Below are 23,417 nucleotides of genomic sequence, written 5' to 3'. Positions count from 1 at the left end.
CGGAGGCTGGGGTGGCTGCGTCGGGGTCGGCCGAAGTCGCCCTGTCGGAGGCCGCATCGGGCTGGGCCGTGCCGGCAGGGACCGTAGGGGAGGCCGGGGCAGGTGGAGGCGCCTCGGCGGAGGCGGGGGTGGCGGAAGCCGCGCTCGCGGAGGCTGGGGTGGCTGCGTCCGGGTCGGCCGAAGTCGCCCTGTCGGAGGCCGCATCGGGTTGGGCCGTGACGGTAGGGACCGTGCCGGCAGGGGTCGTGACGGTGGGGCGGGGCCGAGGGGCCGTGGGGGTGGAGTTCACCAACCTCGCGGTCAGCGGGGCGCAGACGAGGGACGTGTGGGAGCGGCAGACCCCGGCCGCCCTCGCGCTCCACCCCGACCTGGCTTCCGTGGTCGTCGGCGTCAACGACACCCTGCGCCACACCTTCGACATCCACGCCGTGGCCGCCGAACTGGACCGGGTCTACGCCGCCCTCACCGGGCAGGGCGCCACCCTGCTCACCGCCTGTCTGCCCGACCCCGGCGCGATGCTGGGGCTGCCCGGTGCGCTGGCCCGCCCGCTTGCCCGGCGGCAGCACGCGGTCAACGCCGTCGTGCACGCGCTGTCCGACCGGTACGGCGCCGTCCACCTGCACGCGGCGGACGGTGACTGGGTCGACGACCGCACTCTGTGGAGCGTCGACCGGCTGCACCCCGGTGAGCGCGGGCACCGGCAGTTCGCCGTCCGCTTCCACGCCCTGCTCGCCGAGGCGGGACACGCGACGGGGCAACCACCCTCGCCCGAACCGGAGTTCCCCGCTCCGACCCGGACGGCCGGCCTGTGGTGGCTCGCCACCGCCGGCACCGGCTGGGTGGCCCGGCGGTGCGGGGACCTGCTGCCGCAACTGCTGCGCCTCGCCGCCGACGAACTGCGCCATCATGCCCGGGGCACCGGCGCCCGCCTCGACCTGCGAGCCGCGGCGACGGTCTCGGCGGCCCTCGCGGCCCTGCCCGCGCCCGCCCCCGAGGATCAGCGCCGCCGCACCGGAACAAACCGGACGGGGGTTCCCGGCACGGCCTGCGCGGCCGCCGGGAGGTCGGCGGCGCGGACCACCGCGATCACCGGATAGCCCCCGGTCGTCGGATGGTCCGCCAGGAAGACCACCGGGCGCCCGTCCGGGGGCACCTGGACCGCGCCGAGGACCATGCCCTCGCTGGGGAGTTCACCGGGCCGTGCCCGCTCCAGCGCGGGCCCCTCGGTACGCAGACCGATGCGGTTGCCGGCCGAGGAGACCCGGTACACGCGCGTGGTGAGGTCCCGCACCGCCCCGGCCGTGAACCAGTCGGCGCGCGGCCCGGGCGCCACCCGGAGCACCAGCTCGGCCGGCGGACACGGCTGCGGTACGCCGTCCACGCGCGCGGGCGCTCCGGCCGGCGCCCCGAGCGGCAGCAGCGTGCCGTCGGTGAGCGGCGGCGGGCCCAGACCGGACAGCAGATCCGTGGCCCGGCTGCCGAGCACCGGCTCCACGGCGACACCCCCGCCGACTCCCAGATAGGCGCGCACGCCGGCCGTGGTCGTGCCCACCTCCAGCAACTCGCCCGCCGGGACGACGACCGGGGCGCCCCATGCGGCCGGCCGGCCGCTCACCCTGACCGGACAGGGCGCGCCGGTGACCGCCACGGTCACCGTGGAACGGGGCCGCAGCGCACAGCCGTCGAGGGTCGTCTCCAGGACGGCCGAGTCCGGCCCGTTGCCGACGAGCCGGTTGGCGAGCGCCGCGGCGGGCGGGTCCAGTGCCCCGGAGCGGGGCACGCCGAGGTGCGCGTACCCGGGCCGTCCCCGGTCCTGCACGGTGGTCAGCGCTCCGGAGCGCACCACGACGAGGGCGCGATCACTCACGGGGCCTCCACCGGCACGAACCGCACCCGGGCCCCCGGGGACAGCAGGGCGGCGGGTACGCGCGTGTGGTCCCACAACACCGCGTCGGTCGTGCCGATCAGCTGCCAGCCGCCCGGCGAGGCACGCGGGTACACGCCCGTGTACGGGCCGGCCAGGGCCACCGAGCCGGCCGGGACCGCCGTGCGCGGGGTGGCCCGGCGCGGGACGTCGTAGCGGGCCGGCAGCCCGGTCAGATAGCCGAAACCGGGGGCGAACCCGCAGAAGGCCACGGTGAACTCGGTGTCCGCGTGGATACGGGCGACCTCGCGCGCGGGCACCCGCCAGTACGCGGCGACCTCCGCGAGGTCCGGGCCGTCGTAGCGCACGGGCAGTTCGACCAGCTCGCGCGCGCGTGCGGGCGGCGGCGGCGCCGTCGGGGAGGTCAGTTCGGACATCCAGCGGGCCGGGTCCTCCAGGCCGTCGAGCAGGACGGTCCGTGCCGCCGGGACGATCTCGCGGACGGTCAGCGTGCCCGCCGCCCGGCGTCTCGACAGCTCCGCGTGCAGGGCTTGCGCCTCTTCACCCGAGGACACCTCGACGAGCAGCGCGTCGTCGCCGACGGGAAGTGCTCTCACGCGAACGCCTCCACCCGCACACCGGCCGCGACCAGTCGCTCGCGCACCCGCCGGCCCAGGTCCACCGCGCCGGGCGTGTCGCCGTGCAGACACAGCGAACGGGCGCGCACGGCGATACGCGCGCCCGAGTGCGCGATGACCGAGCCGGAGCGCGCGAGGCTCACCGAACGCTGCACCACGGCCTCCGGGTCGCTCACCACGGCGCCGTCCCGGCCGCGGGGCACCAGCGTGCCCTCGTCGGTGTACGCGCGGTCCGCGAACGCCTCGGTGACGGCCGGCAGCCCCGCCCCGGCGGCCAGCTCCAGCAGCCGCGAGCCGGGCAGGCCGAGCACCGTAAGCTCGGCGTCCGCGAGGAGCACGCCCTCGACCACCGCGCTCGCCTGCTCCTCGTCGTGTACGACCCGGTTGTACAGGGCGCCGTGCGGCTTGACGTACGCCACGCGCGCCCCGGCCGCCCGCGCGAACACCTCCAGGGCGCCGATCTGGTAGGCCACCTCGGCGGCCAGCTCGGCGGGAGGTACGTCCATCGCGCGCCGCCCGAACCCGGCGAGATCCCGGTAGGACACCTGCGCGCCGATCGTCACCCCGCGCTCGACGGCCAGTTCGCACACCCGGCGCATCGTGGCCGCGTCCCCGGCGTGGAACCCGCAGGCCACGTTGGCGCTGGTGACGACCGACAGCAGTTCCTCGTCGTCGGTCAGCCGCCAGCGGCCGAAGCCCTCGCCGAGATCGGCGTTCAGGTCGACCGGGCCCGCGTCGGTGCCGCGCACACCGATCGGGGTCACGGCGCGGGCGGTCGCCTCGTGTCCGGTCGCCTCACGCGCGGGCGCGCCGCTCGCGGTCGTGACGTTGGTGGTCGTGTCCTTCGTGGGCGTGACATCCGTGGCCATCGTGGTCTCGTGCCTCCGGTTCTCTTACGGCTTTCTCGCGGCCGCCCGCGTGCGCGCGGGCGGCCGATCAGCGGTCTCAGTCGATCCCGGACAGCCGGTACTGCTCGTCTCGGGCGTCGGTCAGGAACATCCGGCCCGGTGCGTGGGTGATGGCGAACGGCGGCCCGGACGCCGCCACCGCGGCCTGCGGGGTCACTCCGCAGGCCCAGAACACCGGAATGTCCCCTTCGGCGAGGGAGACCGGGTCGCCGAAGTCGGGCCGGTCGAGGTCCTCGATGCCGAGCGCCGAGGGATCCCCGCAGTGGACGGGGCCGCCGTGCACGGCCGGCATCATGCTGCTCTCGCGGATCGCGGCGGGCAGCGCCTCGGGCGGCACCGGACGCATGGACACCACCATCGGTCCGCGTAGCCTGCCCGCCGCCCGGCACTCCCGGCCGGTCACGTACATCGGCACGTTGCGGCCCTGCTCCACATGCCGGATCGGCACCCCCGCGCGGGCCAGCGCCCACTCGAACGTGAAGCTGCATCCCAGGAGGAACGACACCAGGTCCGGGCGCCAGTGCGCGCGCACGTCCGTGGGTTCCTCGACCAGCTTCCCGTCCTGCCACACCCGGTAGCGCGGCAGGTCGGTGCGCAGGTCGGCGCCGTCGGCGAGCACGGTCGTCCAGGCGCCGGCGTCGGTGACGTCGAGCACCGGGCAGGGCTTGGGGTTGCGCTGGCAGAACAGCAGCATCTCGTAGGCCCAGTCGGCGGGAACCGCGATCAGGTTGGCCTGCGTATGGCCCGCCGAGACACCGGCCGTGGGACCGGCCAGGCCCGCCCGGAACCGGGCCCGCGCGGCGGCCGGGCTCCACGCGTGCGCGTGCTCGTCGACCACGACGACCGGGCGGTCGTCGACCGGGCCGGGCACCGCCACCCCGGAATCCCCCGGCGCCGCCGCGGCTCCCCCCAGCGCCGCCCCGGCGCCTTCCCGCGTCACACCGGCTCCTGACCGGGTCACCTGGGCACCTTCCCTGGCCACCTGGGCACCTTCCCTGGCCACCTGGGCACCTTCCCTGGCCACCTGGGCACCTTCCCTGGCCACCTGGGCACCTTCCCTCGCCACCTGGGCACCTTCCTGGGCTGCCTCCGCTTCCGACCGGGTCACCTGGGCACCTTCCCGCGCCGCTCCCGCTTCCGACCGCGTCACGCCGATCCCCTCCCGAGTCACGTCAGTTCCTTTCCGCGGGTCTCCGGCAGCCCGAACAGGGCCAGTGCCGCGAGGCCGTAGCCGAGCGCCCCGAACACCAGCGCGCCGCCCACCCCCCAGCTGTCCGCGAGGAAGCCGACCAGGGTCGGGAAGACCGCGCCGACCGCGCGGCCGGTGTTGTAGGTGAAGCCCTGTCCGGTGCCACGCACCGCCGTCGGGTACAGCTCGCTCAGATAAGAGCCGAAGCCACTGAAGATCGCCGACATGCAGAAGCCGAGCGGGAATCCGAGCACCAGCAGCAGGGTGTCGGCGCCGTGCGGGATGTTCGCGTACGCCAGGACGCACCCGGCCGACAGCAGGGCGAACAGCCAGATGTTGTTCCGCCGGCCGAGCCGGTCGGTGAGATGGCCGCCGGTGAGGTAGCCGAGGAACGCGCCCGAGATCAGGAAGGTCAGGTAGCCGCCGGTCCCGACCACGGACAGGCCGCGCTCGGACTTCAGGTACGTCGGCACCCAGGTGGCGAGGGTGTAGTAACCGCCCTGCACGCCCGTGGACAGCAGGCTCGCGAAGAGCGTGGTGCGCAGCAGGCCGGGGGCGCCGTCCCGCGCGGGACGGAAGATCGCCGTGAACGAGCCCCGCCGCGGGTCCTGTTCGCGGGCCGTCGTCGCCGTCGGGGCGTCGTGCACCCGGCGGCGCATCCACAGCACGAACAGCGCGGGCAGCGCGCCGGTCCAGAACATCACCCGCCAGGCCAGGTCGTCGCCGACGAAGGAGAAGACCAGCGTGTAGCTGATCGCCGCCAGCGCCCAGCCGACCGCCCAGGAGCTCTGTACCGCGCCGAGCGTCCGTCCGCGGTGTCGGGCGCCGGCGTACTCGGCCACCAGGATCGCGCCGACCGCCCATTCGCCGCCGAAGCCGAGCCCCTGCAGCGCGCGGAAGACCAGCAGCGTCTCGTAGGTGGGCGCGAAGCCGCAGGCCACCGTGAAGACCGCGTACGTGAGCACCGTGATCATCAGTGCCCGGACCCGGCCCACGCGGTCCGCGAACACCCCCGCGACGGCCCCGCCCACGGCGGAGACCACCAGCGTGACGGTGGTGAACAGCCCTGTCTGGGCACTGTCCAGACCGAAGTACGCCGAGAGCGCCACCATGCTCAACGGCAGCGTGAAGTAGTCGTAGGAATCCAGCGCATATCCGCCGAAGGCTCCGGCGAAGGCGCGTCGTCCGCGCGGGCCGAGGGCGCGCAGCCAGCCGAACGCGCCGTCCTCCGTGGCGTGTTCACCTCGCACGGGTCGTACGGCGGAGGGCGCGGACCGTGACGGTGGGGTCGTGCTCATGGGCACCTCGCAGAAGGGGACGGAGAGTGCTGGGAAGTGAGCCGTGCGGAGCACCGTAGGGGATCGTTCAACGATCCTTCAATACCCACGTTGTCTCGTCCCGGTGTCTGCGATTGAATTCCGGGCATGACAGAGCAGCCGGCGGGACTGGCCGACGACCGTGCCCTCCTGGGGCGCACGAGCACGGCGGAGCGTGTTTCGGACATCCTGCGAAGCCGCATCGCCGACGGGTACTTCCCGCCCGGCACCCGGCTGTCCGAGGACAGCATCGGCGGGGCGCTGGGAGTGTCCCGGAACACACTGCGCGAGGCGTTCCGGCTGCTCACACACGAACGCCTGCTGGTCCACGAACTCAACCGGGGCGTGTTCGTCCGGGTGCTGACGGTCGAGGACGTCGAGGACATATACCGCACCCGCTCCCTCGTCGAGTGCGCTGTCGTCCGAAGTCTGGGCGAGCCGCCGTACCCACTGCGGGGGCTGGCCGCGGCGGTCGAAAAGGGGGACGCGGCGGCCGTCGAGAATGACTGGAAAGCGATGGGCACAGCCAACATCCACTTCCATCGGGAACTGGTGGCCCTGGCGGGCAGCGAGCGCACCGACGAGCTGATGCGCAGCGTCTTCGCCGAGCTACGGCTCGCCTTCCACGTCGTCGACGACCCGCGCCGGCTGCACGAGCCGTACCTCGCCCGCAACCGGCGGATCCTGAAGGCCCTGGAGGAGGGCGACCGCACGGCCGCCGAGCGACTGCTGCGGACCTACCTCTCGGACTCGCTGGAACGGGTGGTGGAGGTGTACCGCCGCAGGGTCGGCGAGGACAACACCCCCTAGCGGCACGGGCAGGGCCGCCCGTGACGGAAGGCCGGTCCGTGCCCGGAGACCGGCCCGTGCGGCTGCCGGGCAAATCGGCGGAGCCTCTCGTTTGGGTCGATGTCAGACCGAGGACCTAGTCTGTGCACCGTGACTTCGCCTGCATCGACGGACAGCGTTCCGCCCCAGCTCAGCGCGGGGCCGCGCCCGGCGCCGGGCCCGGCCGCCGACGAGGGGCTGGCGCGTCGGCTGCGCGCGCTCGCCTGCACGGCGCCGCTGCACGACCTCGACGCGCGCAAGGCCAATCTGGCCGGCGAGTACTCGGTGTACGGGATGGCGGAGGTGGCGCTGTCCGCCATCGACCTGGTCACGCTCAACATGGACTTCGACACCGGCGCCGACCACGAGCAGATCGTCGCCCGGCTCGTCCCGCGCATCGCCGCCCAGGCCCCGCGCCGGGCCGCCGCCGAGCACGAGCGCGTGGCCCGCTGGGTCCTGGAGAACCTGATCAACGTCGGCAGCGTCGACCGGGGTTTCCGCGCGGTCTACGGCACCTTCGCGCCGGACGGCACCTACGTCCGGCGGGACTACGACTTCAAGCTGATCGAAGAGGTCCCCGGCCCCGGCGGAACCGTCTACCTGCGCACCACCGACGAGGCGGTCAACGTCCTGGTCGGCGCCCTCGACACCGACGTCACCAGCGCCCAGATCGCCGCCGAGGTCAAGCTGGAGGTGCTGATCAACCGAGGCCGCCTCGCCGACGCCCAGCTCGCCGCCGAGCAGGCCCGCTACCGCACGGTGCAGTACTCCGAGACCCTGCGCCGCGCCCTGGACGCCACCCGGCGCAACGTCCGCGCGGTCGACTGGCTCAGCGCCGTGCCCGACATGATCGCCGAGGCCCTCGACCACGTGGCCGAGCGCTACCGCCACGAGAACGCGATCCTCACCAACATCCGCAAGGCCCGCGACGAGACCGAGGACCCCGAGCACAAGCGCCGCGCCGCCGAACTCGTCGACATCGTCAAGGACTGCATCCGGCGCCACACCCAGCTCCAGTCGCGTCTTCTGGAGGCCGGCCCGCTCTTCCGGGCCGAACAGGACCGGCAGGCCTTCGCCACCCCCGCGTCCACGTCCGGCATCGACCTGTACGGCCATCTGGTCGCCCCCGTCCTGCCCTTGCCGGTGGAGCACGCCATCCGGGTCACGGACGCGTTCTTCGCCCAGGGCACCGGGCTGCGCACACCGGTGTCGGTGCGGGTCGGCGACCTCGTGGAGATACTGCTCACGCCCCCGGTCGAGCGGGAGCACCTGGGCGCGGAGATGCCCGAACCCGATCTGATCGCCACGCCCGACGACAGCCGGTTCAGCGAGGAGCAACTGGCCGCCGCCATGGAACTGCTGGACCTGCCCGCCGACGCGCCGAGAAGACTGTCCGGACTGCTGGCGGAGGCGCGGCGGACCGGAGACCCGGACCTGGCCTACCTGGTCGCGCTGCTGGCGGTCCACGCGGCCAGCCCCGCCGTCGGCACGGCCTACCGACAGGGCGAGGAGAAACTGCTGTTCGCGGTGGACGACGGCACCGAGCTGGACGATCCCGAGTTCGGCGGGGCCGATCTCATCGTGGGAACCGCCCTGCTGGACGCCGTCGGGATGGCGGCGGACCGGACGGAAGCAGCATGAGCCGATCAGCGAACGACAGCCGGTCGGAGAACGACAGCCGATCAGTGAACGACAGCCGGTCGGAGAACGACAAGGAGTCACAGCCGTGAGCGAGCACGTCGAGTGGAGTGACACGGAGGCCCAGGCCCCGTCGGCATCCGCCGCCGTCACCCCCGCCGACGCCGCCGACGCGGCGCGGCTCGTCGCCTTCGGGCTGCAGCCCAAACTGCAGCCCGCCCGCGACCAGGAGTACGCCGAACTGCTGCGCCGCCACCGCGACGACCCGGCGTTCGCGCGGCTCGCGGACGCCGTCGCCGCAGGCCTCGGACTCGTCGTGCTGGAGGTGTCCCCGCGCGCGGGGATGGCCGTCACCGCGGCCGAGGACTCGGTGTTCGCGGTCCGCATGGGGGACTACGCGCGTCGCACCGCCGCCGACTCCGGCGACCGGTTCCTGCACGGCCTGGCCCATCTCGCGGCCGCGGCACTGGCCTTCCCGCGCCCCGAGGACCTGGCCGACGACACCTACTTCGGCCGGGTCACGGTCAACGGCGTCGACGCCTTCGTACGGCAGGCCTGCCGCCGGCTGGAGGAGCGAGCCGAGGAACTCGGCGAGAACACCGACCCGGCGACCGACGCGCCCGGCCTGGAGGCCGCCTGGCGGATCTGGGCCCGCCGCAGCGCCACCGGCGCCACCAAGGACGCCCGCCGCCCCGCCGCCTCCACCACCGGCATCGTGGCCAAGGCCCTGGCCTTCCTCACCGACTCGGGTTTCCTGCAGCGCACCGGCGACGACAGCGGCGGCACCTACCGCACCACCGCCCGCTACCAGCTCCAGGTCCGCGACATGGCCGGCGCCGCCGCCATGGCCGAACTGCTGGAGCTGGGCGTCGTCCCGGTCACGGACGGCACCGCCAGCCTGCTGCCCGCCGAGGACACCGACGACCTGGAGCTGGTGGCCGACGCCGGGCTGCCCTTCCACGCGCCGTCGCACTCCTGACCACCTCCCCGATCCGCCAGAAAACTGACGAGAGTCCGCCATGTACGAGCTGTCCCGGGTCCGCCTCTACTCCATCGGGCCCGCCGGTGCGCGCTACGCCGACACCGTGCTTGACCTGCGGGGCGTGGGGCAGCCCGTGCCCGACCCGGCGCCCACGCAGGCGGAGTTCTTCCAGGAGGAGCCGACCGGTCCGCCGCGCCGGCCCGCACCCGCCGGCGTGCTGTTCCTGGAGAACGGCGGCGGCAAGTCCGTCCTGCTGAAGCTGATCTTCTCGGTGATGCTGCCGGGCCACCGCAACACGCTCGGCGGCGCCAGCTCCGGCGTGCTGCGCAAGTTCCTGCTCGCCGACGACTGCGGGCACGTGGCCCTGGAATGGCAGCACGTGCTGACCGGCGAGTGCGTCGTCGTCGGCAAGGTCAGCGAGTGGCGCGGCCGGCAGGTCTCCAACGACCCGCGGAAGTTCGCCGAGGCCTGGTACTCCTTCCGGCCCGGCCCGGGACTCGGCCTGGACAGTCTGCCCGTGGCCGAGACCACCGCCGTGCGCCCGCCAGCCGAGGGGACGTCCGGAGCCCAGGGCCGCCGCCGCACCATGAAGGGCTTCCGCGACGCCCTCATGGAGGCGGGCAAGGCCTACCCGCATCTGGAGGTGCACTGGGAGGAGATCCACGACCGCTGGATCGAGCACCTCGGCGATCTCGGCCTCGACCCCGAACTCTTCCGCTACCAGCGGGAGATGAACGCCGACGAGGGCGAGGCCGCCGGTCTCTTCGCGGTCAAGAAGGACTCCGACTTCACCGACCTGCTGCTGCGCGCCGTCACCGACACCCGCGACACCGACGGCCTCGCCGACCTGGTCGCCGGCTTCGGCAACAAACTCGGCCGGCGCGCCGAACTCATCGCCGAACGGGACTTCACCGCCGGCTCCGTCGATCTGCTCGGCCGGATCGTCGAGGCCGCCGAGACCCGTTCCCGCGCGCGTGACATCCACGCCGGCGCCGAGCGCCGCACCCGCACGCTGGCCCGGCGGCTGTCCGCACGGGCCGTGCGGGAACGGGTGCGCGCCACCGACCTCGCCCAGCGGGTCACGGCCGCCGCCTACGCCGTCACGCACTCCGAGGGCGCGCGCGAGCGCAGCGCCCTGATCGCCGCCGAACTCGCCTACCGGCACGCCTCCCTGGCACTGGCCGCCGCCGAGAAGTCGGCCGCCGCGCAGAAGCGGGAGCTGGCCGACGCCCGCACCCTGCACTCCGCCTGGCAGGCGGCCGAGGCCGTGCTGCGCCACCGCGCCGCCGCCGACCGCGTCGCGCGCGTGTCCGCCGCCATCCAGGAGGCCGAACGGGACGCGGCCCCCGCGCTCGCCGCCCGTGCCAAGGCCGCCGTGGACCTCGTACGGGCACTGCACGCGGCCGCGGAGAGCGCCGAGACCCTCGCCGACGAGGAGGAGGAGCGCTCCGCCGCCCTCCAGGAGGTCGGCGACTTCGCCCATCGGGACGCCACCGCCGCGGCCACCGACGCGCAGCGCGCCCGCAGCGAGGCCGGGCATCTGCGCCAGCGCCTCGCCGAGGTCGAGCAGGAGACCGCCGAGGCCGTCCGGGCCGGCTGGCTCGACGACAGCTCCCCGGACGCCGACCCGGCGCGTGCCGCGCTCGCCGCAAGCGACGCCGAGAAGACCGCCGTGGCCGCCTGGGACGCGGCCCGCGAGGCCGCCCGCAAGGCCACCGAGCACGCGCGCGAGACGGCGTCGGCGGAGTCCCGCGCGGAGCTGACGGCGGCCCGCGCGGCCGACGCGGCGACCGCGGCCGGACGCGCCTGGGAGGCCGAGCGGCGCCTGGCCGAGTCGCTGGCCACCGAGGAGCGGCTCGCGGAGCTGCTGAGCCTGCCCGGCGCCCCCGGGACGCGCCGCGTGGCCGTGCCCGCACCCCGCACGGGCGCGGACGACGGCACACCCGACGCCCCGGCCACCGACCCCGCCGAGGGCCCGCTCACCGCCGAGGAACTCGACCGCTTCGCCGACGAACTGCGCGACCTCCTCGACGACGCCGTGGCGAGCGCCGAACGGCATCTCTTCGAACTGCGCACGGCCGCCGCCGACGACTCCCGCATCCTCGGTGCCCTCGGCGACGGCGGACTGCTGCCGCCCGGCCCCGACGTGTTGGCCACCGTCGAATTCCTCGGTGAACAGGGCATCCCCGCACTGCCCGGCTGGCGCTACCTCGCGCAGGCCGTCGACCCGGCCGACCACGCGCGCGTGCTCGCCGCCCGCCCCGAACTGGTCGACGGCGTGATCATCACCGACCCGGACACCCACGCGCGGGCCCGCGAAGCCCTCGGCGACGCCGCCCTGCTGCCCCGCTCCGCCGTGGCCGTCGGCACGGCCGCCGCCCTGCTCGCCCCGGCCCCCGCGGACGACGCCGGACCCGGTGACGTCTTCCTCGTGCCGCCGAACCCGGCCATGCACGACGAACACGCCGCCGACGAGGAACGGCAGACCCTGCGCGCGCGGGCGGGGGAGCGTGACGAGGAGATCCGCGCCCTCGCCGCCCGGCTCGGCAAGGACCGCGAACTCGCGGCCCGGCTCGCTTCCTGGCGCACCGGCTGTCCCGCCGGACGCCTCACCGAACTCCACCGGGCCGCCCAGGACGCCCGCACGTTCGCCGAGGAGGCCGAAGCCGAACTCGCCGAGGCCCGCACCGCGCGCGCGGAGGCCGACGAGACTGCGGCCGAGGCCGCCCAGGTCCGCGACGAGCGGCAGGAGGCCGCGCAGAAGGCCCGCCGCGCCGCCGACGCCCTGGCCGGACTCGCCTTCCGGCTCCGTGAACGCGCGGGCTGGCAGGTGAGACTGCGCGAACTCGCCGACGAGGCCGCCGAGTCCGAGGCTCGGGCCCAGGCATGCCTGGAGCGCGCCCGCGCCGCCGACGAGGACCGCCGTGCCGCCCAGCGCGCGGCGGACGACACCCGCCGCACCGCGCGTGCCCTGCGCGCCGAACGCTCCGAGATCGCCGGCGCCCCCGACGACGTACCGGTCGAGGACTCCGACGCCCCCCGGACGTCGCTGCCCGCTCTGCGCGAGGCCTACCGGGCCGCCTCGCAGGTGTACGAGAAGGTCGGCGTCGGCGCCGACCTGCGCGCCGAGCAGGCCCGCGCCGAGAGCGACGAGAGCGCCGCCCGCGCCGATCTGGACCGGCTCAGCAACAAGGTCCGCACCCGCGCCGAGCAGCTGCTGCAGTCGACCGACGGCTCCGACGGACCCTCCCGGCAGGCGGCGGCCGCGCGCGCGGAGGAACTGGTGCAGCTCCTGGAGACCCGCGTGTCGACCGCGAGCGAACAACTCGGCCGGCTGCGCGGCGAGACCGAGCGGCACGCACCCGAGGACGCCGAGGCGCACACCGAGCTGCCCGGGGAACTCCTCCCGCGCGACGCCGAGCACGCCCAGGCACTCCTGCGCACGGCGACGGCCGAACTGGCCACCCGCGCCGAGGCGCTGGCCGGGGCCCGCGACGCGCACGCGGAGCTGCAGGCGGCCCACCGCGCCGCCGAGGACGCGGCAGGCGGCTTCGACGAGATCGCCGCGATGCTCCGCGACCTGTTGCGCGAGCCCGCCCCCGAGGAGGAGCGGGAGGAGTCCGAGCCGTACCCGGGCAGCCTGGAGGAGGCACGGCAGGCCGCGGCCGAGACCCGCCGATCACTGCGCGGCTGCGCGGGAGACCTGTCCGCCGCCGAGTCGTCCGTGCGCGAGGCGAGCGACGTCCTCGTCCGGCACGCCAACTCCACCCGCTACGAGCAGGTCCGCACCCCCGCCCGGCAGCAGATCCGCGAGCTGCCCGCCGCCGCCCTGCCCGAGCACGCCCAGAAGTGGGCCGACGCCTTCGCACCCCGGCTGCGCGTCCTGACCGACGAACTGGCCCAGCTGGAACGCAACCGGGACTCGATCGTGGACCGGCTGCGCGGTCTCGTGGAGTCGTCCCTGGCGACCCTGAGGTCCGCCCAGCGGCTCTCCCGGCTGCCGGAGGGACTCGGGGAGTGGTCGGGACAGGAGTTCCTGCGCATCCGCTTCGAGGAACCCGACCAGGCCACGCTCACCGAACGGCTCGGGGAGGTCGTCGACGAGGCCACGCGCGCGGCCGTGAAGAAGAACTCGGACCTGCGCCGCGACGGCGTGTCCCTGCTGCTGCGCGGAGTGGCGGCGGCGCTTCAGCCCAAGGGCGTGGCGGTCGAGATCCTCAAGCCCGACGCGGTGCTGCGCGCCGAGCGCGTCCCGGTCGGCCAGATGGGCGACGTCTTCTCCGGCGGCCAGCTGCTCACCGCGGCCATCGCGCTGTACTGCACGATGGCCGCGCTCCGGTCGAACGACCGGGGCCGGGACAAGCACCGGTACGCGGGCACGCTGTTCCTGGACAACCCGATCGGCCGCGCCAACGCCACGTATCTGCTGGAACTCCAGCGGGCGGTCTCCGACGCGCTGGGCGTACAGCTGCTCTACACCACGGGCCTGTTCGACACCACCGCGCTCGCGGAGTTCCCGCTGGTCATCCGGCTGCGCAACGACGCCGACCTGAGGGCCGGCCTGAAGTACATCAGTGTGGAGGAACACCTGCGGCCCGGGTTGCCGCAGCAGCCCCAGACCGGAGAAACGGTGCGCAGCGAGATCACGGCGACACGGATGTACCGGAAGCCGGCCCCGAGCATGCCGTAGCGGGGGCCGGCCAGGCCGGTCGACGCCCAGGAGCGCTCAGCTCCTAGTCGGCCGGCGGAGCGCTGAGGGGGGTGGCCGGGGCGGCGGCGGACGACGACTCCAGCCGGTGCTCGGCGAGGACGCCGGTGCGATGGCGCTGGACCAACCAGTAGTAGGCGAAGCCACCGCCCGCGATGACCGCGACGAACAGCACCGCTCCCCAGCGCAGGTACCAGTGGTGGGGAGCGGTCGCGTTGTACACCGCGGCCCGGGGCCAGATCAGATTGACCGTCATGCCCGCGCCCCACACCACGGCCACGACGTTCACCGGCAGCCCCCAGCGCCCCATCGAGAACCTTCCCCCGCCGGCCGGCCGCCACCTCCCGCGCAGCCGGGCCACCAGCATCGGCGCCGTGACGCCGAGGTAGGCGAGGTAGATCATGATGATGCCGATGCTGGTGACGACCGTGAAGATCTGCGGCTGGCGGATGTTGACCACGAGGATCGCCAGCGCCAGCACACCGATGATCACGGCCGGCAGTACCGGGGTCCGGAACCGCGGGCTGACCCGGGCGATCAGGGAGGACGCCGGCAGGTTGGTGTCCCGAGCCATCGCGAACGCCAGCCGGATCGCCGCCGTGTGCACGGCCAGCGCGCACACCGTGACCGCGATCAGCACACACCAGAGCATCGCCTTGCCGGCCGTCGGACCGAGCACGTCCAGCACGGCGTACTGCAGGCCGTCCGTCGACAGCTTGGCGCCCCGGAGACTGGAGACGCTCATGAGCGCCAGCAGCAGCACCAGACCACCCAGCACGAACGAGGCGACGATCGCCCGGATGATGGCGCGCGGCGCGTTCCGGGAGGGGTCGAGCGACTCCTCACCGAGCGAGGCGGCGGTGTCGAAGCCGTACATGACGTAGGCCGACGCCAGCGAGGCCACCAAGAACGCGCCGAGATATCCGGTGGAGTGGCCCGTGCCGGTGTGGTTCGTCTGCATGACGACTTGAGGGCCGCGGGTGATGTGGACGGCGAACAGGATGATCAATACAACCGTCGCGATCAACTCGATGAAGACACCGGCCGTGTTGATCGTGGCCATCAACTTGACGCCGAAGGCATTGACCAGCGTGGTGAACAGGATCAACACCGTCGCCAGAACGACCGCGTTGGTCGCCACGTCGTACTTGCCCGTGCCGTCCCCGACGAGCTGGAACGTGGACGAGATCTGCGGCAGCGTCAGCTGATACGCCAGCGCCACCGCCGCGATGGACACGATCGACGCGACCAGCATCATCCAGCCGGCCAGCCAGCCCAGATGCGGACTGCCGACCTTCTTCGACCAGTTGTAGACCGAGCCGGCCACCGGATAGCGGGCGGCCAGCTCGGCGAAGCACAGCGCCACCGCGAACTGGCCGGCGAACACCATCGGCCACGACCACCAGTACGCGGGGCCACCACTGCCGTACCCGAAGTAGAACAGCTGGAAGGTGCCCGTGAGGATCGAGATGTAGCTGATCCCGGCGGCGAAGGTGTGGAAGTTGCCCAGGGTGCGTTTGAGTTCGGGTTTGTAGCCGAACTCGGCGAGCTCGGCGTCGTCGTGGTGGTGCGGGCCCGCGCTGTGCGGGCCCGGCGATGGATCGGTGGTCGTCATGAGCGGACTCCTGCGGCTGTCGGTCGGACCGGAGCTGGGGTGCCGGCGCGGTATCGCGCCGGATGCGGTTCGTCTAGAGGTGGATCAGGCGTCGGCGTCCCCCAGCCGGTTCAGCAGCCACGCGTGGAAGACCCCGATGTGGTGTTCGTTGGGGACCAGTACCCCGCCCGCGCGGTACGCGCGCGAGGACATCGCCGGCTGGGTGCGCTCACAGGCCTCGAAGTCCTGGACGTTGACGCGGTGGAACAGCTCCACGGACCTCGACACGTCCGCGCCCGAGGCCACCACCTCCGGCGCGTACAGCCAGTCGCACTCCACCACCGTGCGGTCCTCGGCCAAGGGGAACATGCGGTGCAGGATCACATGATCGGGGACGAGGTTGACGAACACGGTCGGCTTGATCGTGATGGCGTAGTAGCGGCGGTCCTGATCGGCACCCACCTCGGGCAGTCTGGCGAAACCCGGGCTGCCGTCCACCGTGAAGCCCTCGATCCCCGCGCCGAACTCCGCGCCGTGGCCCACGTAGTACTGGGCCGCGTACCCTTGCGCGAACTCCGGCAGCACCTCGGTGAGTTCCGGATGGATCGTCGCGCAGTGGTAGCACTCCATGAAGTTCTCGACGATCAGCTTCCAGTTGGCCCGCACGTCGTAGGTGACGCGCTTGCCGAGAGCGAGTCGCTCGGTGCCGTAGCGCTCCAGGACGGCCGCGTCGCCGAGCCGCTCCACGGCCGCGTGCGTCACCGTGTCCTCGAAGGACGGCGGTTCGTCGGCCAGGCACACCCAGGCGTAACCGAGCCATTCGCGCAGGGACACCTTGATCAATCCGTACGCGAGCCGGTCGACGTCCGGCATCTTGATCAAGTTGGGTGCGGCGATCAATGTGCCGTCAAGGTCGTACGTCCATGCGTGGTACGGGCACCGCAGGGCGCGGCCTGCCTCGCCGGACTCCTCCAGGCACAGCCGGGCCCCGCGGTGCCGGCACACATTGAGGAACGCGCGCAGCGCCCCGGCACGGGTGCGGATGACGATGACGCTCTCCCGGCCCACCCGGACCGTACGGAACGCGCCCGGCCGGTCCAGATCGGCGGTGCGGACCGCGCAGAACCACATCGACTCGAAGAGGGTCTCCTGCTCCCGCCGGAAGACCTCCGCATCGGTGTAGTAGCGGCCCGGCAGCGTAGCGATGAGACTCGCGGAGGCGGAGGTCGCGGAGGTCGGGGGGATCGGGGTCGTCGGCACGGGCGGGCTCCTCAGGCGGGCGCGGCGGTGAGGCGGGCGGGGTCGAACAGACCGATCGGGTGCGCGGTGGAGCCGGTGAGCGCCAGGTCGGCCAGGATCTCGCCGACGACCGGCACGAACTTGAAGCCATGCCCGGAGAAGCCGCAGGCCACGGTCACCGACTCCGGATGGAGCGGGTGCCGGGCGATCACGAAGTGCTCGTCCGGGGTGGTGGAGTACATGCAGGTGGCCGCCTTGAGGAAGGTGCCGGGAAGGTCCGGGACGTGGCGGGACATGTGGTCGGCCATGGCCCGGACCTCGTCGTCGTGCACCGTCCGGTCGATGGTCTCCGGCGTGGTGACCCGCCCCTTGCGGAAGAAGGCGACCTTGGCGCCCCCCTCCGGCCCGTCGATGGCCGGGAAGCCGTACACCTGGACACCGGCCGTGTCCTCCCAGACGTAGATCGGGTGGCGGCGGGGAACGAACCGCTCGATGCCGCTCCTGGGCTGGAACCAGTACATGACCTGCCGCTCGACGGTGACCGGTACGCCGATGTCATCGAGCAGCCGAGGCGCCCACGCGCCCGGGCAGATCACCAACCGCTCGGCCGTGTAGGTGTCCTCGGCCGTGTGGACGCGTACACCGTCCCGGTACGGCTCCCAGCGCAGCATCGGCTCCTCGAAGTGCAGCCGGGCACCCTGGCGGGTGGCCAGTTGAAGATGCGCGGCGACCGTGTTCTCGGGGCGGAGCAGGCCGGCCTTCCGCTCGTACAGCGCCACCTCGTCGTCGTCCGGGGCCAGAGTCGGAAACCGGCGGCGGATCTCCTTCGCGTCGAGCATCTCGTGCGGCAGGTCCCACCGCCGGGCCGAGAGCAGGGAGCCCGAGACGGTCCGGGACTCCGGCCGGCCGACCATCACCCCGCCGCTCAGCACCGCGATCTCCCGGCCGGTGGCTCGCGCCAGGTCCTCGTACAGCTCGTAGGCGCGCAGCAGGAGCGGCACGTACGCCGGGTCCTCGAAGTAGGACTGCCGGGTGATCCGCGAACCGCCGTGGCTGGAGCCCCGGTTGTGCACCGGGCCGAACCTCTCCAGGCCGAGGACGCGGGCACCGCGCGCGGACAGATGGTGGGCGGCGGCGCTGCCCATGCCGCCGAGACCGATGACGATGACGTCGTAGGACGGGGACACGGGCGCCTCCTAGCGGCGGATGCGGGTCATCTCCGGGTCGACCAGCGGCTCGTCGGCGACCGTGGCCGCGATCTTCTCGCCGAAGTACTCGATGTGGACGTCCGTGCCGGTGGGGAGCCCCGCCGGCAGCCAGGCATAGGCGACGCAGCGACCGAGCGTGTAGCCGTACGCCGCGCTGGTGACGTGGCCGGCCGGGGCGCCGTCGACCCGGACGGGCTCCTTGCCGAGCACCACGGCCGCGGGATCCGTCAGGAGCAGCGGGGTGAGACGGCGCGTGGGCTCGGCCAGGTCCCGCAGAGCTGCCTGGCCGGTGAAGCCCTCCTTGTCCATGCGGACGGCGAAGCCGAGTCCGGCCTCGAAGGGAGTGTCCTCGGCTGTCATGTCGGTGCCCCAGGCCCGGTACCCCTTCTCCAGCCGCAGGGAGTTGAACGCGGAGCGCCCCGCCGCGACCACCCCCAGCCGTTGCCCGGCCTCCCACAGCGTGTCCCAGAGCCGCAGCCCCGAATCGGCGGTGGTGTACAGCTCCCAGCCCAGCTCGCCGACGTAGCTCAGCCGCAGTGCCGTCACCGGTACGTGCCCGATGTGCGTCCGCTTCGCGCGGAAGTAGCCGAAGCCCTCGTGGGAGAAGTCGTCGTGGGTGAGCGGCTGGACGAGGTCGCGGGCCAGGGGGCCCCAGACGCCGATACAGCAGGTGCCGGAGGTGACCTCCCGGATCCGGACGTCCGCCGGCGCGTGGCGCAGCAGCCGGTCCAGGTCGGCGGGGGAGTTGGCACCCACCTGGAAGTGGTCGGGAGCGAGGCGGGCCACGGTGAGGTCGGAGCAGATGCCTCCGCCCTCGTCCAGAAGCAGGGTGTAGGTGACCGCGCCCGGCTTCCTGCGCAGGTTGTTGCTGGTCATCCGGTCGAGGAAGGCGAGGGCGCCGGGGCCGGTCACCTCCAGGCGGCGCAGCGGGGTCATGTCGTACAGCGCCACCCGCTCGCGCGTCGCCCTCGCCTCCGCCGCCGCGATCGGGGACCAGTACCGCGCGGACCAGGCGTCCCGCTCGGGCAGTTCGCCGAGGGTGTCGACGAGCGGGGCGTTGGCCTCGTACCAGTGCGGGCGCTCCCAGCCGCCGCCCTCCAGGAAGAAGCCGCCGAGTTGCTGCTGCCGGGCGTAGAACGGGCTGACCCGTAGCGGCCGGGCCCGCTCCGCCGGCTGGAGCGGATGGAGGACGTCGTACACCTCGACGAACTGCTGCGCGCCGCGTTCACGGACGTACGACGGTGAGCGCTGCGCCTCCTCGAACCGGGTGAGGTCGCACTCGTGCACGTCGAGGGACGGCCGCCCGTCGACCATCCACTCGGCCACCGCCTTCGCCACCCCGGCGGAATGGGTCACCCAGACCGCCTCGGCCAGCCAGAAACCCCGCGGCTCGCGCGCCTCGCCGAGGAGCGGCATACCGTCCGGGGTGAAGGAGAACACCCCGTTGAACCCGGTCTCGATCTCCGTCTCCCGCAGGGCGGGCAGCAGCCGCCGGCACTCCTCCCAGCTCGGCGCCCAGTCCTCGGCGGTGAACGGGTAGGAGGACGGCATCTCCCTGTCCTGGGCACGCGCCTCCTCGTAGGACGGGACGGCGAACGGGTCGACGGGCAGGGGCCGGTGGGCGTACGAACCGATACCGATGCGGTCGGTGTGCTCACGGAAGTACAGATCCCGGTCCTGGAAGCGGAGGATCGGCTTCGAGGCCTCGGCCGTGGCGCCACTCAGCTCGGGGAGCGGCGCCGTTCTCGCGTACTGGTGGGCAAGGGGCTGCAGCGGTACGTCGACTCCGGCCATGCGCCCGATCACGGGTCCCCAGAAGCCGGCCGCCGAGACGACGTGGTCCGCCGGGAAGGTGCCCCGGTCGGTGACGACCGCGGTGACCCGGCTGTTCTCCCGCTCGATGCCGGTGACCGTGTGCCGGTCCAGGAAGCGGGCACCGCGCGTGGTGGCCCGGTCCATCTGGGCGCGGGCCGCGAGCAGCGCCCGGGCCAGGCCGTCGCCGGGGGTGTGGAAGCCGCCGAGGACGACCGACTCGTCCAGCAGGGGCCACAGTTCCTTGCAGCGGGCGGTGCTCACGATCTCGCCGCGGATGCCCCAGGCGGTGGCGTAACCCGCCCTGCGGTGCAGGTCGGCGAGGCGTTCGGGGGTGGTCGCCAGCTCCAGACCGCCGACCTGGGCGAAGCAGGGCACACCGTCCACTTCGAGAGTGCGGAACTTCTCGATCGTGTACGCGGCGAACCGCGCGAGCGTCTTCGAGGGACTGGTCTGGAAGACGAGGCCGGGAGCGTGCGAGGTGGATCCCCCCGGAGCGGGCAGCGGACCCTGTTCCAGCACGGTGACGTCGGTCCAGCCACGCACGGTCAACTCGTCGGCGAGGGAGCAGCCGACGATCCCGGCGCCGATGACGACGACCCGGGGGCCCACGGTCCGGCCCCCGGCGACGACAGGGGAACGCATGCCGGGCGATGGGGGGTGGGATTCGGCAGTGCTGGACATGCCTCTCCTCGTGGTGGCGGGGACGGCGGTGAGCGGGAGCCGTTCGGACGGCGGGGGAAGCCGAACCACCGAGTGGCGACGGTCGTCCCGGCCGTGGCCCGGGTGGACGACGGCTCCTCCGCTGTTGCGCATTGCACGATGGGTTGCGTGGTGGGGAACATCTTGAGAACGGCGTCATGGGGCCGTCAAGGGGCCCGCGTTAACCCTTGGCAAAAGGAACCCGCGGAGCGAAACGTCTCGGTCACACGAGGGCGGGGCCGGGGGAGACACGGCCCCGCGCTTGCCCGCTCAGAAGCCGTACCCCATACGGCGGGACAACTCGGCGCCCGCCGCCACCGCCCGCTTGGCCACCTCCGGCAGCCGGTCGGCGGTCAGCCGGTACACCGGTCCGGAGACGCTGATTGCCGCGATCACCTTGCCGTCGTGCGCGTGCACCGGCGCCGCGACGGCCGCGAGCCCCGGCTCCAGCTCCTCCAACGTGACGGCGTAGCCCTGTTCGACCACGGCCTCCAGTTCCGCCCGCAGCATCGACGCGGCGGTGAGCGTGCGCTCGGTGAACCGCGGCAACGGCCGTGCCAGCAACCCCTCGCGCAGGGTGGCCGGCAGATGCGCGAGCAGCACCTTGCCGCTGGAGGTGGCGTGCAGCGGGGTGCGTCTGCCCAGCCAGTTCTGCGCGGTGACCGAAGCGGTGCCGCGGGCCTGCATGATGTTGACCGCCGCGTCGTCGTCGAGCACGGCGATGTTCACCGTCTCACCCAACTCGTCGGCGACTTCCCGGCAGACCGGCACGCCCTCCTGGGAGATGTCCAGACGCACCGCCGCCGCCCCGGCGAGGCGCAGTACGCCGGCCCCCAGGTAGTACTTGCCGCGATCCTTCGCCTGGGCCACCAGGCCCCGGTTCTCCAGGACGCCGAGCAGCCGGAACGCGGTGGACTTGTGGACCTCCAGCTCGTCGGCGATCTCGGTGACGCCCGCCTCGCCGTGCCGGGCGAGGATCTCCAGCACACTCACCGCGCGGTCCACCGACTGCACCGCACCGGCCGTGCCCCGGCCGTTGCGGCTCGCCGGGATGCGTGGGCTCCGCGTGCTCTCCTCGCCGTGGTCGGACGGCTCGCGCGTGCGGGTCATGGCTCAACTCCCACCACTTGTGGGCCCGGTTCGGGCCGCATCCGCGGGAAGCCCTTGACGCGACGCTCGTCCCGCGCGGATTCTGTTGCGCACGGCGCTGGAGCGTGCGCCATGCGCAACATCATGTTACTGAAGCGCCTCGGTCCCGGAAGGGTGCCGGACTGTCCTGCGCAGCGCCGCGCGCACGGTCCGGAGCACTCGACCAACGCAAGTACCCGGACCAACGTAACTACCAGCGACGGAAGCACCAGGACCACTCGGAGTACCGGACCACCCGGATCACTCGGGCTACTCGGGAACGCCCCGACCGAGGACGCCACGGGCGCTCCCGATTCGCTTCACCGGGCCGGACCGGCCGAAGTCCCGGTTTCCGCCCGCCATCCCTGACGCCTGCATCGAGCAGGTCCCGGACCCGAGTGTCCCGGACCGAGAGGGGGGCCCGTGATTCCCGTCTGCCGCCTCGAAGACCTCCCCGAGGGCGAGTCCGTCCGCGTCGAGACCACCCCACCCATCGCCGTGTTCCGCACCGAGCAGGGCGAGCTGTACGCCATCGACGACACCTGCACCCACCAGGACGCCTCGCTCTCCGAAGGCTGGCTGGAAGGCTGCCAGGTCGAATGCCCGCTGCACGCCGCGTCCTTCGACCTGCGCACCGGCGAACCGACCTGCCTCCCGGCCCGCCGCCCCGTGCGCACCCACCGGGTGACGGTCGAGGACGGCGTCGTCCACGTGGACCTCACGGCGAAGGAGGGCACGGCCGCGTGACCGCGGCCGACGACCGCCGTGGGCCGCCCGGCGCCGGCCGCCCGCCCTTCCGCCCGCGTCGCGAGTGAGACCGGTGGGCTGAACCGCTCCCGATCCGCCGCGCCGGCACGCACCGGCCGCTCGCGTCCCGCTCCGTCGGCGCCGGCCCGTTGGACTCGAACCGGGGATCCGGCCCCGCGCTCAGGGATGCGACAGCTGTCCGGCGCCCCCGCGCCTGCGTATCCGCTCCTGTTCACGCAGGGCCGTCCGCTCCTGGCGGTGGCGGGCGCGACGCTCGCGGCGCAGCGCCCGGGCCGTGCTGCTCGGCTCGGAGACCACGCCGTAGCGCTGGCTCCACACCTGACGGGTCACCCATACGTCCACCACGGCCCAGGTGGCGACCACCGTGCCGACCACGCCGCCGATGACCATCGGGAAGGCCGTCCAGGACCCCGCCATGGTGCACAGGAACGCCACCATCGCCTGGATCAGGGTCACCGCGATGACGATGACCGCGCGCACCGCCGCCGTACGCACCGGATCCGGCATCGGGTGCCGTCGCGCGGGCTCCTCGACCCACAACGGCCGGGACATCCTCGACTCTTCTTCAGCGTCCGGCCCCCCGCCCCGCCAGGGCGACGGAATGCCACCTTCCACTGCCTTCGTGCCCGGCCGCGCCGCCGAGCGCACCGCCACGCTCTCCTCGGGCGCCTCGCGCCGCTCCGCCGTGCCCATCACCGTGTCACTCCCCACCGCCGGCAGACCATTCGCCCGGTGTCCGACGACACCCGACTCCCCAGTGGCTGCCCGGCTTGCGCTGCTTTACGCCGCCGGGATGCGGGATGCGGCTCCTATGTCCCATTCCGCCCCCGTCTCCCACGGGTAAGGACGCGCGAGATCACGCAAAGATTCCCGCCTGGCGAAAAAATCCAGCCAA

General features: G+C 73.3%; 17 protein-coding genes. 6 read left to right on the top strand and 11 right to left on the bottom strand.

All coding sequences use genetic code 11. The features are described 5' to 3' along the window. Positions 1 to 230: 230 nt before the first annotated feature. The gene (locus tag ACIBA9_RS19985) at positions 231 to 1,097 is read left to right on the top strand and encodes an SGNH/GDSL hydrolase family protein (protein WP_399365058.1); all 867 of its coding nucleotides are present in this window, start codon (positions 231 to 233) and stop codon (positions 1,095 to 1,097) included. On the opposite strand, the gene ACIBA9_RS19980 is transcribed toward ACIBA9_RS19985, so the two are convergent. The 5 genes from ACIBA9_RS19980 to ACIBA9_RS19960 all read right to left on the bottom strand — a co-directional run bounded on the left by ACIBA9_RS19980 (position 998) and on the right by ACIBA9_RS19960 (position 5,897). After that, positions 998 to 1,867, bottom strand: coding sequence for a biotin-dependent carboxyltransferase family protein (locus ACIBA9_RS19980; RefSeq protein ID WP_399364686.1), 870 nt, complete (start codon positions 1,865 to 1,867; stop codon positions 998 to 1,000). The genes ACIBA9_RS19985 and ACIBA9_RS19980 overlap by 100 nt on opposite strands. Beyond that, positions 1,864 to 2,481: an allophanate hydrolase subunit 1 gene (locus tag ACIBA9_RS19975; RefSeq protein WP_399364684.1), complete on the bottom strand. Its 618-nt coding sequence runs from the start codon at positions 2,479 to 2,481 to the stop codon at positions 1,864 to 1,866. The genes ACIBA9_RS19980 and ACIBA9_RS19975 overlap by 4 nt, the downstream gene beginning before the upstream one ends. Then, complete coding sequence (locus ACIBA9_RS19970; RefSeq protein WP_399364682.1) at positions 2,478 to 3,371, bottom strand: LamB/YcsF family protein; 894 nt, start codon at positions 3,369 to 3,371, stop codon at positions 2,478 to 2,480. The genes ACIBA9_RS19975 and ACIBA9_RS19970 overlap by 4 nt, the downstream gene beginning before the upstream one ends. A gap of 76 nt (positions 3,372 to 3,447) precedes the next feature. After that, positions 3,448 to 4,287 (bottom strand): putative hydro-lyase, encoded by an 840-nt coding sequence (locus tag ACIBA9_RS19965; RefSeq protein WP_399365055.1) that lies wholly within the window; start codon positions 4,285 to 4,287, stop codon positions 3,448 to 3,450. Between the two features lie 290 nt (positions 4,288 to 4,577). Further along, a complete protein-coding gene (locus ACIBA9_RS19960) occupies positions 4,578 to 5,897 on the bottom strand; it encodes an MFS transporter (protein ID WP_393900070.1) in 1,320 nt (439 codons plus the stop codon). A 126-nt stretch (positions 5,898 to 6,023) separates the two neighbouring features. On the opposite strand from ACIBA9_RS19960, the gene ACIBA9_RS19955 reads away from it, so the two are divergent. The 4 genes from ACIBA9_RS19955 to ACIBA9_RS19940 all read left to right on the top strand — a co-directional run bounded on the left by ACIBA9_RS19955 (position 6,024) and on the right by ACIBA9_RS19940 (position 14,053). Next, the gene (locus ACIBA9_RS19955; RefSeq protein WP_393900069.1) at positions 6,024 to 6,725 is read left to right on the top strand and encodes a GntR family transcriptional regulator; all 702 of its coding nucleotides are present in this window, start codon (positions 6,024 to 6,026) and stop codon (positions 6,723 to 6,725) included. A gap of 129 nt (positions 6,726 to 6,854) precedes the next feature. After that, a complete protein-coding gene (locus ACIBA9_RS19950; protein WP_399364680.1) occupies positions 6,855 to 8,384 on the top strand; it encodes a hypothetical protein in 1,530 nt (509 codons plus the stop codon). An 85-nt stretch (positions 8,385 to 8,469) separates the two neighbouring features. Next, positions 8,470 to 9,360 (top strand): hypothetical protein, encoded by an 891-nt coding sequence (locus ACIBA9_RS19945; RefSeq protein WP_362161619.1) that lies wholly within the window; start codon positions 8,470 to 8,472, stop codon positions 9,358 to 9,360. 40 nt (positions 9,361 to 9,400) lie between these two features. Beyond that, complete coding sequence (locus ACIBA9_RS19940; RefSeq protein ID WP_399364677.1) at positions 9,401 to 14,053, top strand: hypothetical protein; 4,653 nt, start codon at positions 9,401 to 9,403, stop codon at positions 14,051 to 14,053. A gap of 43 nt (positions 14,054 to 14,096) precedes the next feature. Here the strand turns inward: ACIBA9_RS19940 and ACIBA9_RS19935 are convergent, their stop codons facing one another. From ACIBA9_RS19935 to ACIBA9_RS19915, 5 genes are all read right to left on the bottom strand, one after another. After that, positions 14,097 to 15,686 carry an APC family permease gene (locus ACIBA9_RS19935; protein ID WP_399364675.1) on the bottom strand — a complete coding sequence of 530 codons (1,590 nt, stop codon included), beginning with the start codon at positions 15,684 to 15,686 and terminating at the stop codon, positions 14,097 to 14,099. Positions 15,687 to 15,770: 84 nt separating this feature from the next. Then, on the bottom strand, positions 15,771 to 16,925 hold the full coding sequence (locus tag ACIBA9_RS19930) for an aromatic ring-hydroxylating dioxygenase subunit alpha (protein WP_399364673.1): 1,155 nt from the start codon (positions 16,923 to 16,925) through the stop codon (positions 15,771 to 15,773). Positions 16,926 to 16,936: 11 nt separating this feature from the next. After that, a complete protein-coding gene (gene solA, locus ACIBA9_RS19925; protein WP_399364671.1) occupies positions 16,937 to 18,091 on the bottom strand; it encodes an N-methyl-L-tryptophan oxidase in 1,155 nt (384 codons plus the stop codon). A gap of 9 nt (positions 18,092 to 18,100) precedes the next feature. Further along, on the bottom strand, positions 18,101 to 20,569 hold the full coding sequence (locus ACIBA9_RS19920) for an FAD-dependent oxidoreductase (RefSeq protein ID WP_399365053.1): 2,469 nt from the start codon (positions 20,567 to 20,569) through the stop codon (positions 18,101 to 18,103). Between the two features lie 327 nt (positions 20,570 to 20,896). After that, entirely contained in the window at positions 20,897 to 21,640 is a 744-nt protein-coding gene (locus ACIBA9_RS19915) for an IclR family transcriptional regulator (RefSeq protein ID WP_399365051.1), read from the bottom strand. 537 nt (positions 21,641 to 22,177) lie between these two features. Here ACIBA9_RS19915 and ACIBA9_RS19910 point away from each other — a divergent pair. Then, on the top strand, positions 22,178 to 22,501 hold the full coding sequence (locus ACIBA9_RS19910; RefSeq protein ID WP_362161628.1) for a bifunctional 3-phenylpropionate/cinnamic acid dioxygenase ferredoxin subunit: 324 nt from the start codon (positions 22,178 to 22,180) through the stop codon (positions 22,499 to 22,501). 180 nt (positions 22,502 to 22,681) lie between these two features. Here ACIBA9_RS19910 and ACIBA9_RS19905 read toward each other — a convergent pair whose 3' ends face one another. Next, on the bottom strand, positions 22,682 to 23,233 hold the full coding sequence (locus tag ACIBA9_RS19905; protein ID WP_399364669.1) for a hypothetical protein: 552 nt from the start codon (positions 23,231 to 23,233) through the stop codon (positions 22,682 to 22,684). Between the last annotated feature and the right edge of the window lie 184 nt (positions 23,234 to 23,417).

It is taken from the genome of Streptomyces sp. NPDC051452 (genome assembly GCF_044454765.1).
Classification (GTDB): domain Bacteria; phylum Actinomycetota; class Actinomycetes; order Streptomycetales; family Streptomycetaceae; genus Streptomyces.
The sequence above is the reverse complement of the archived record's forward strand: the minus strand, read 5'-3'. Positions and strand labels throughout refer to the sequence as shown.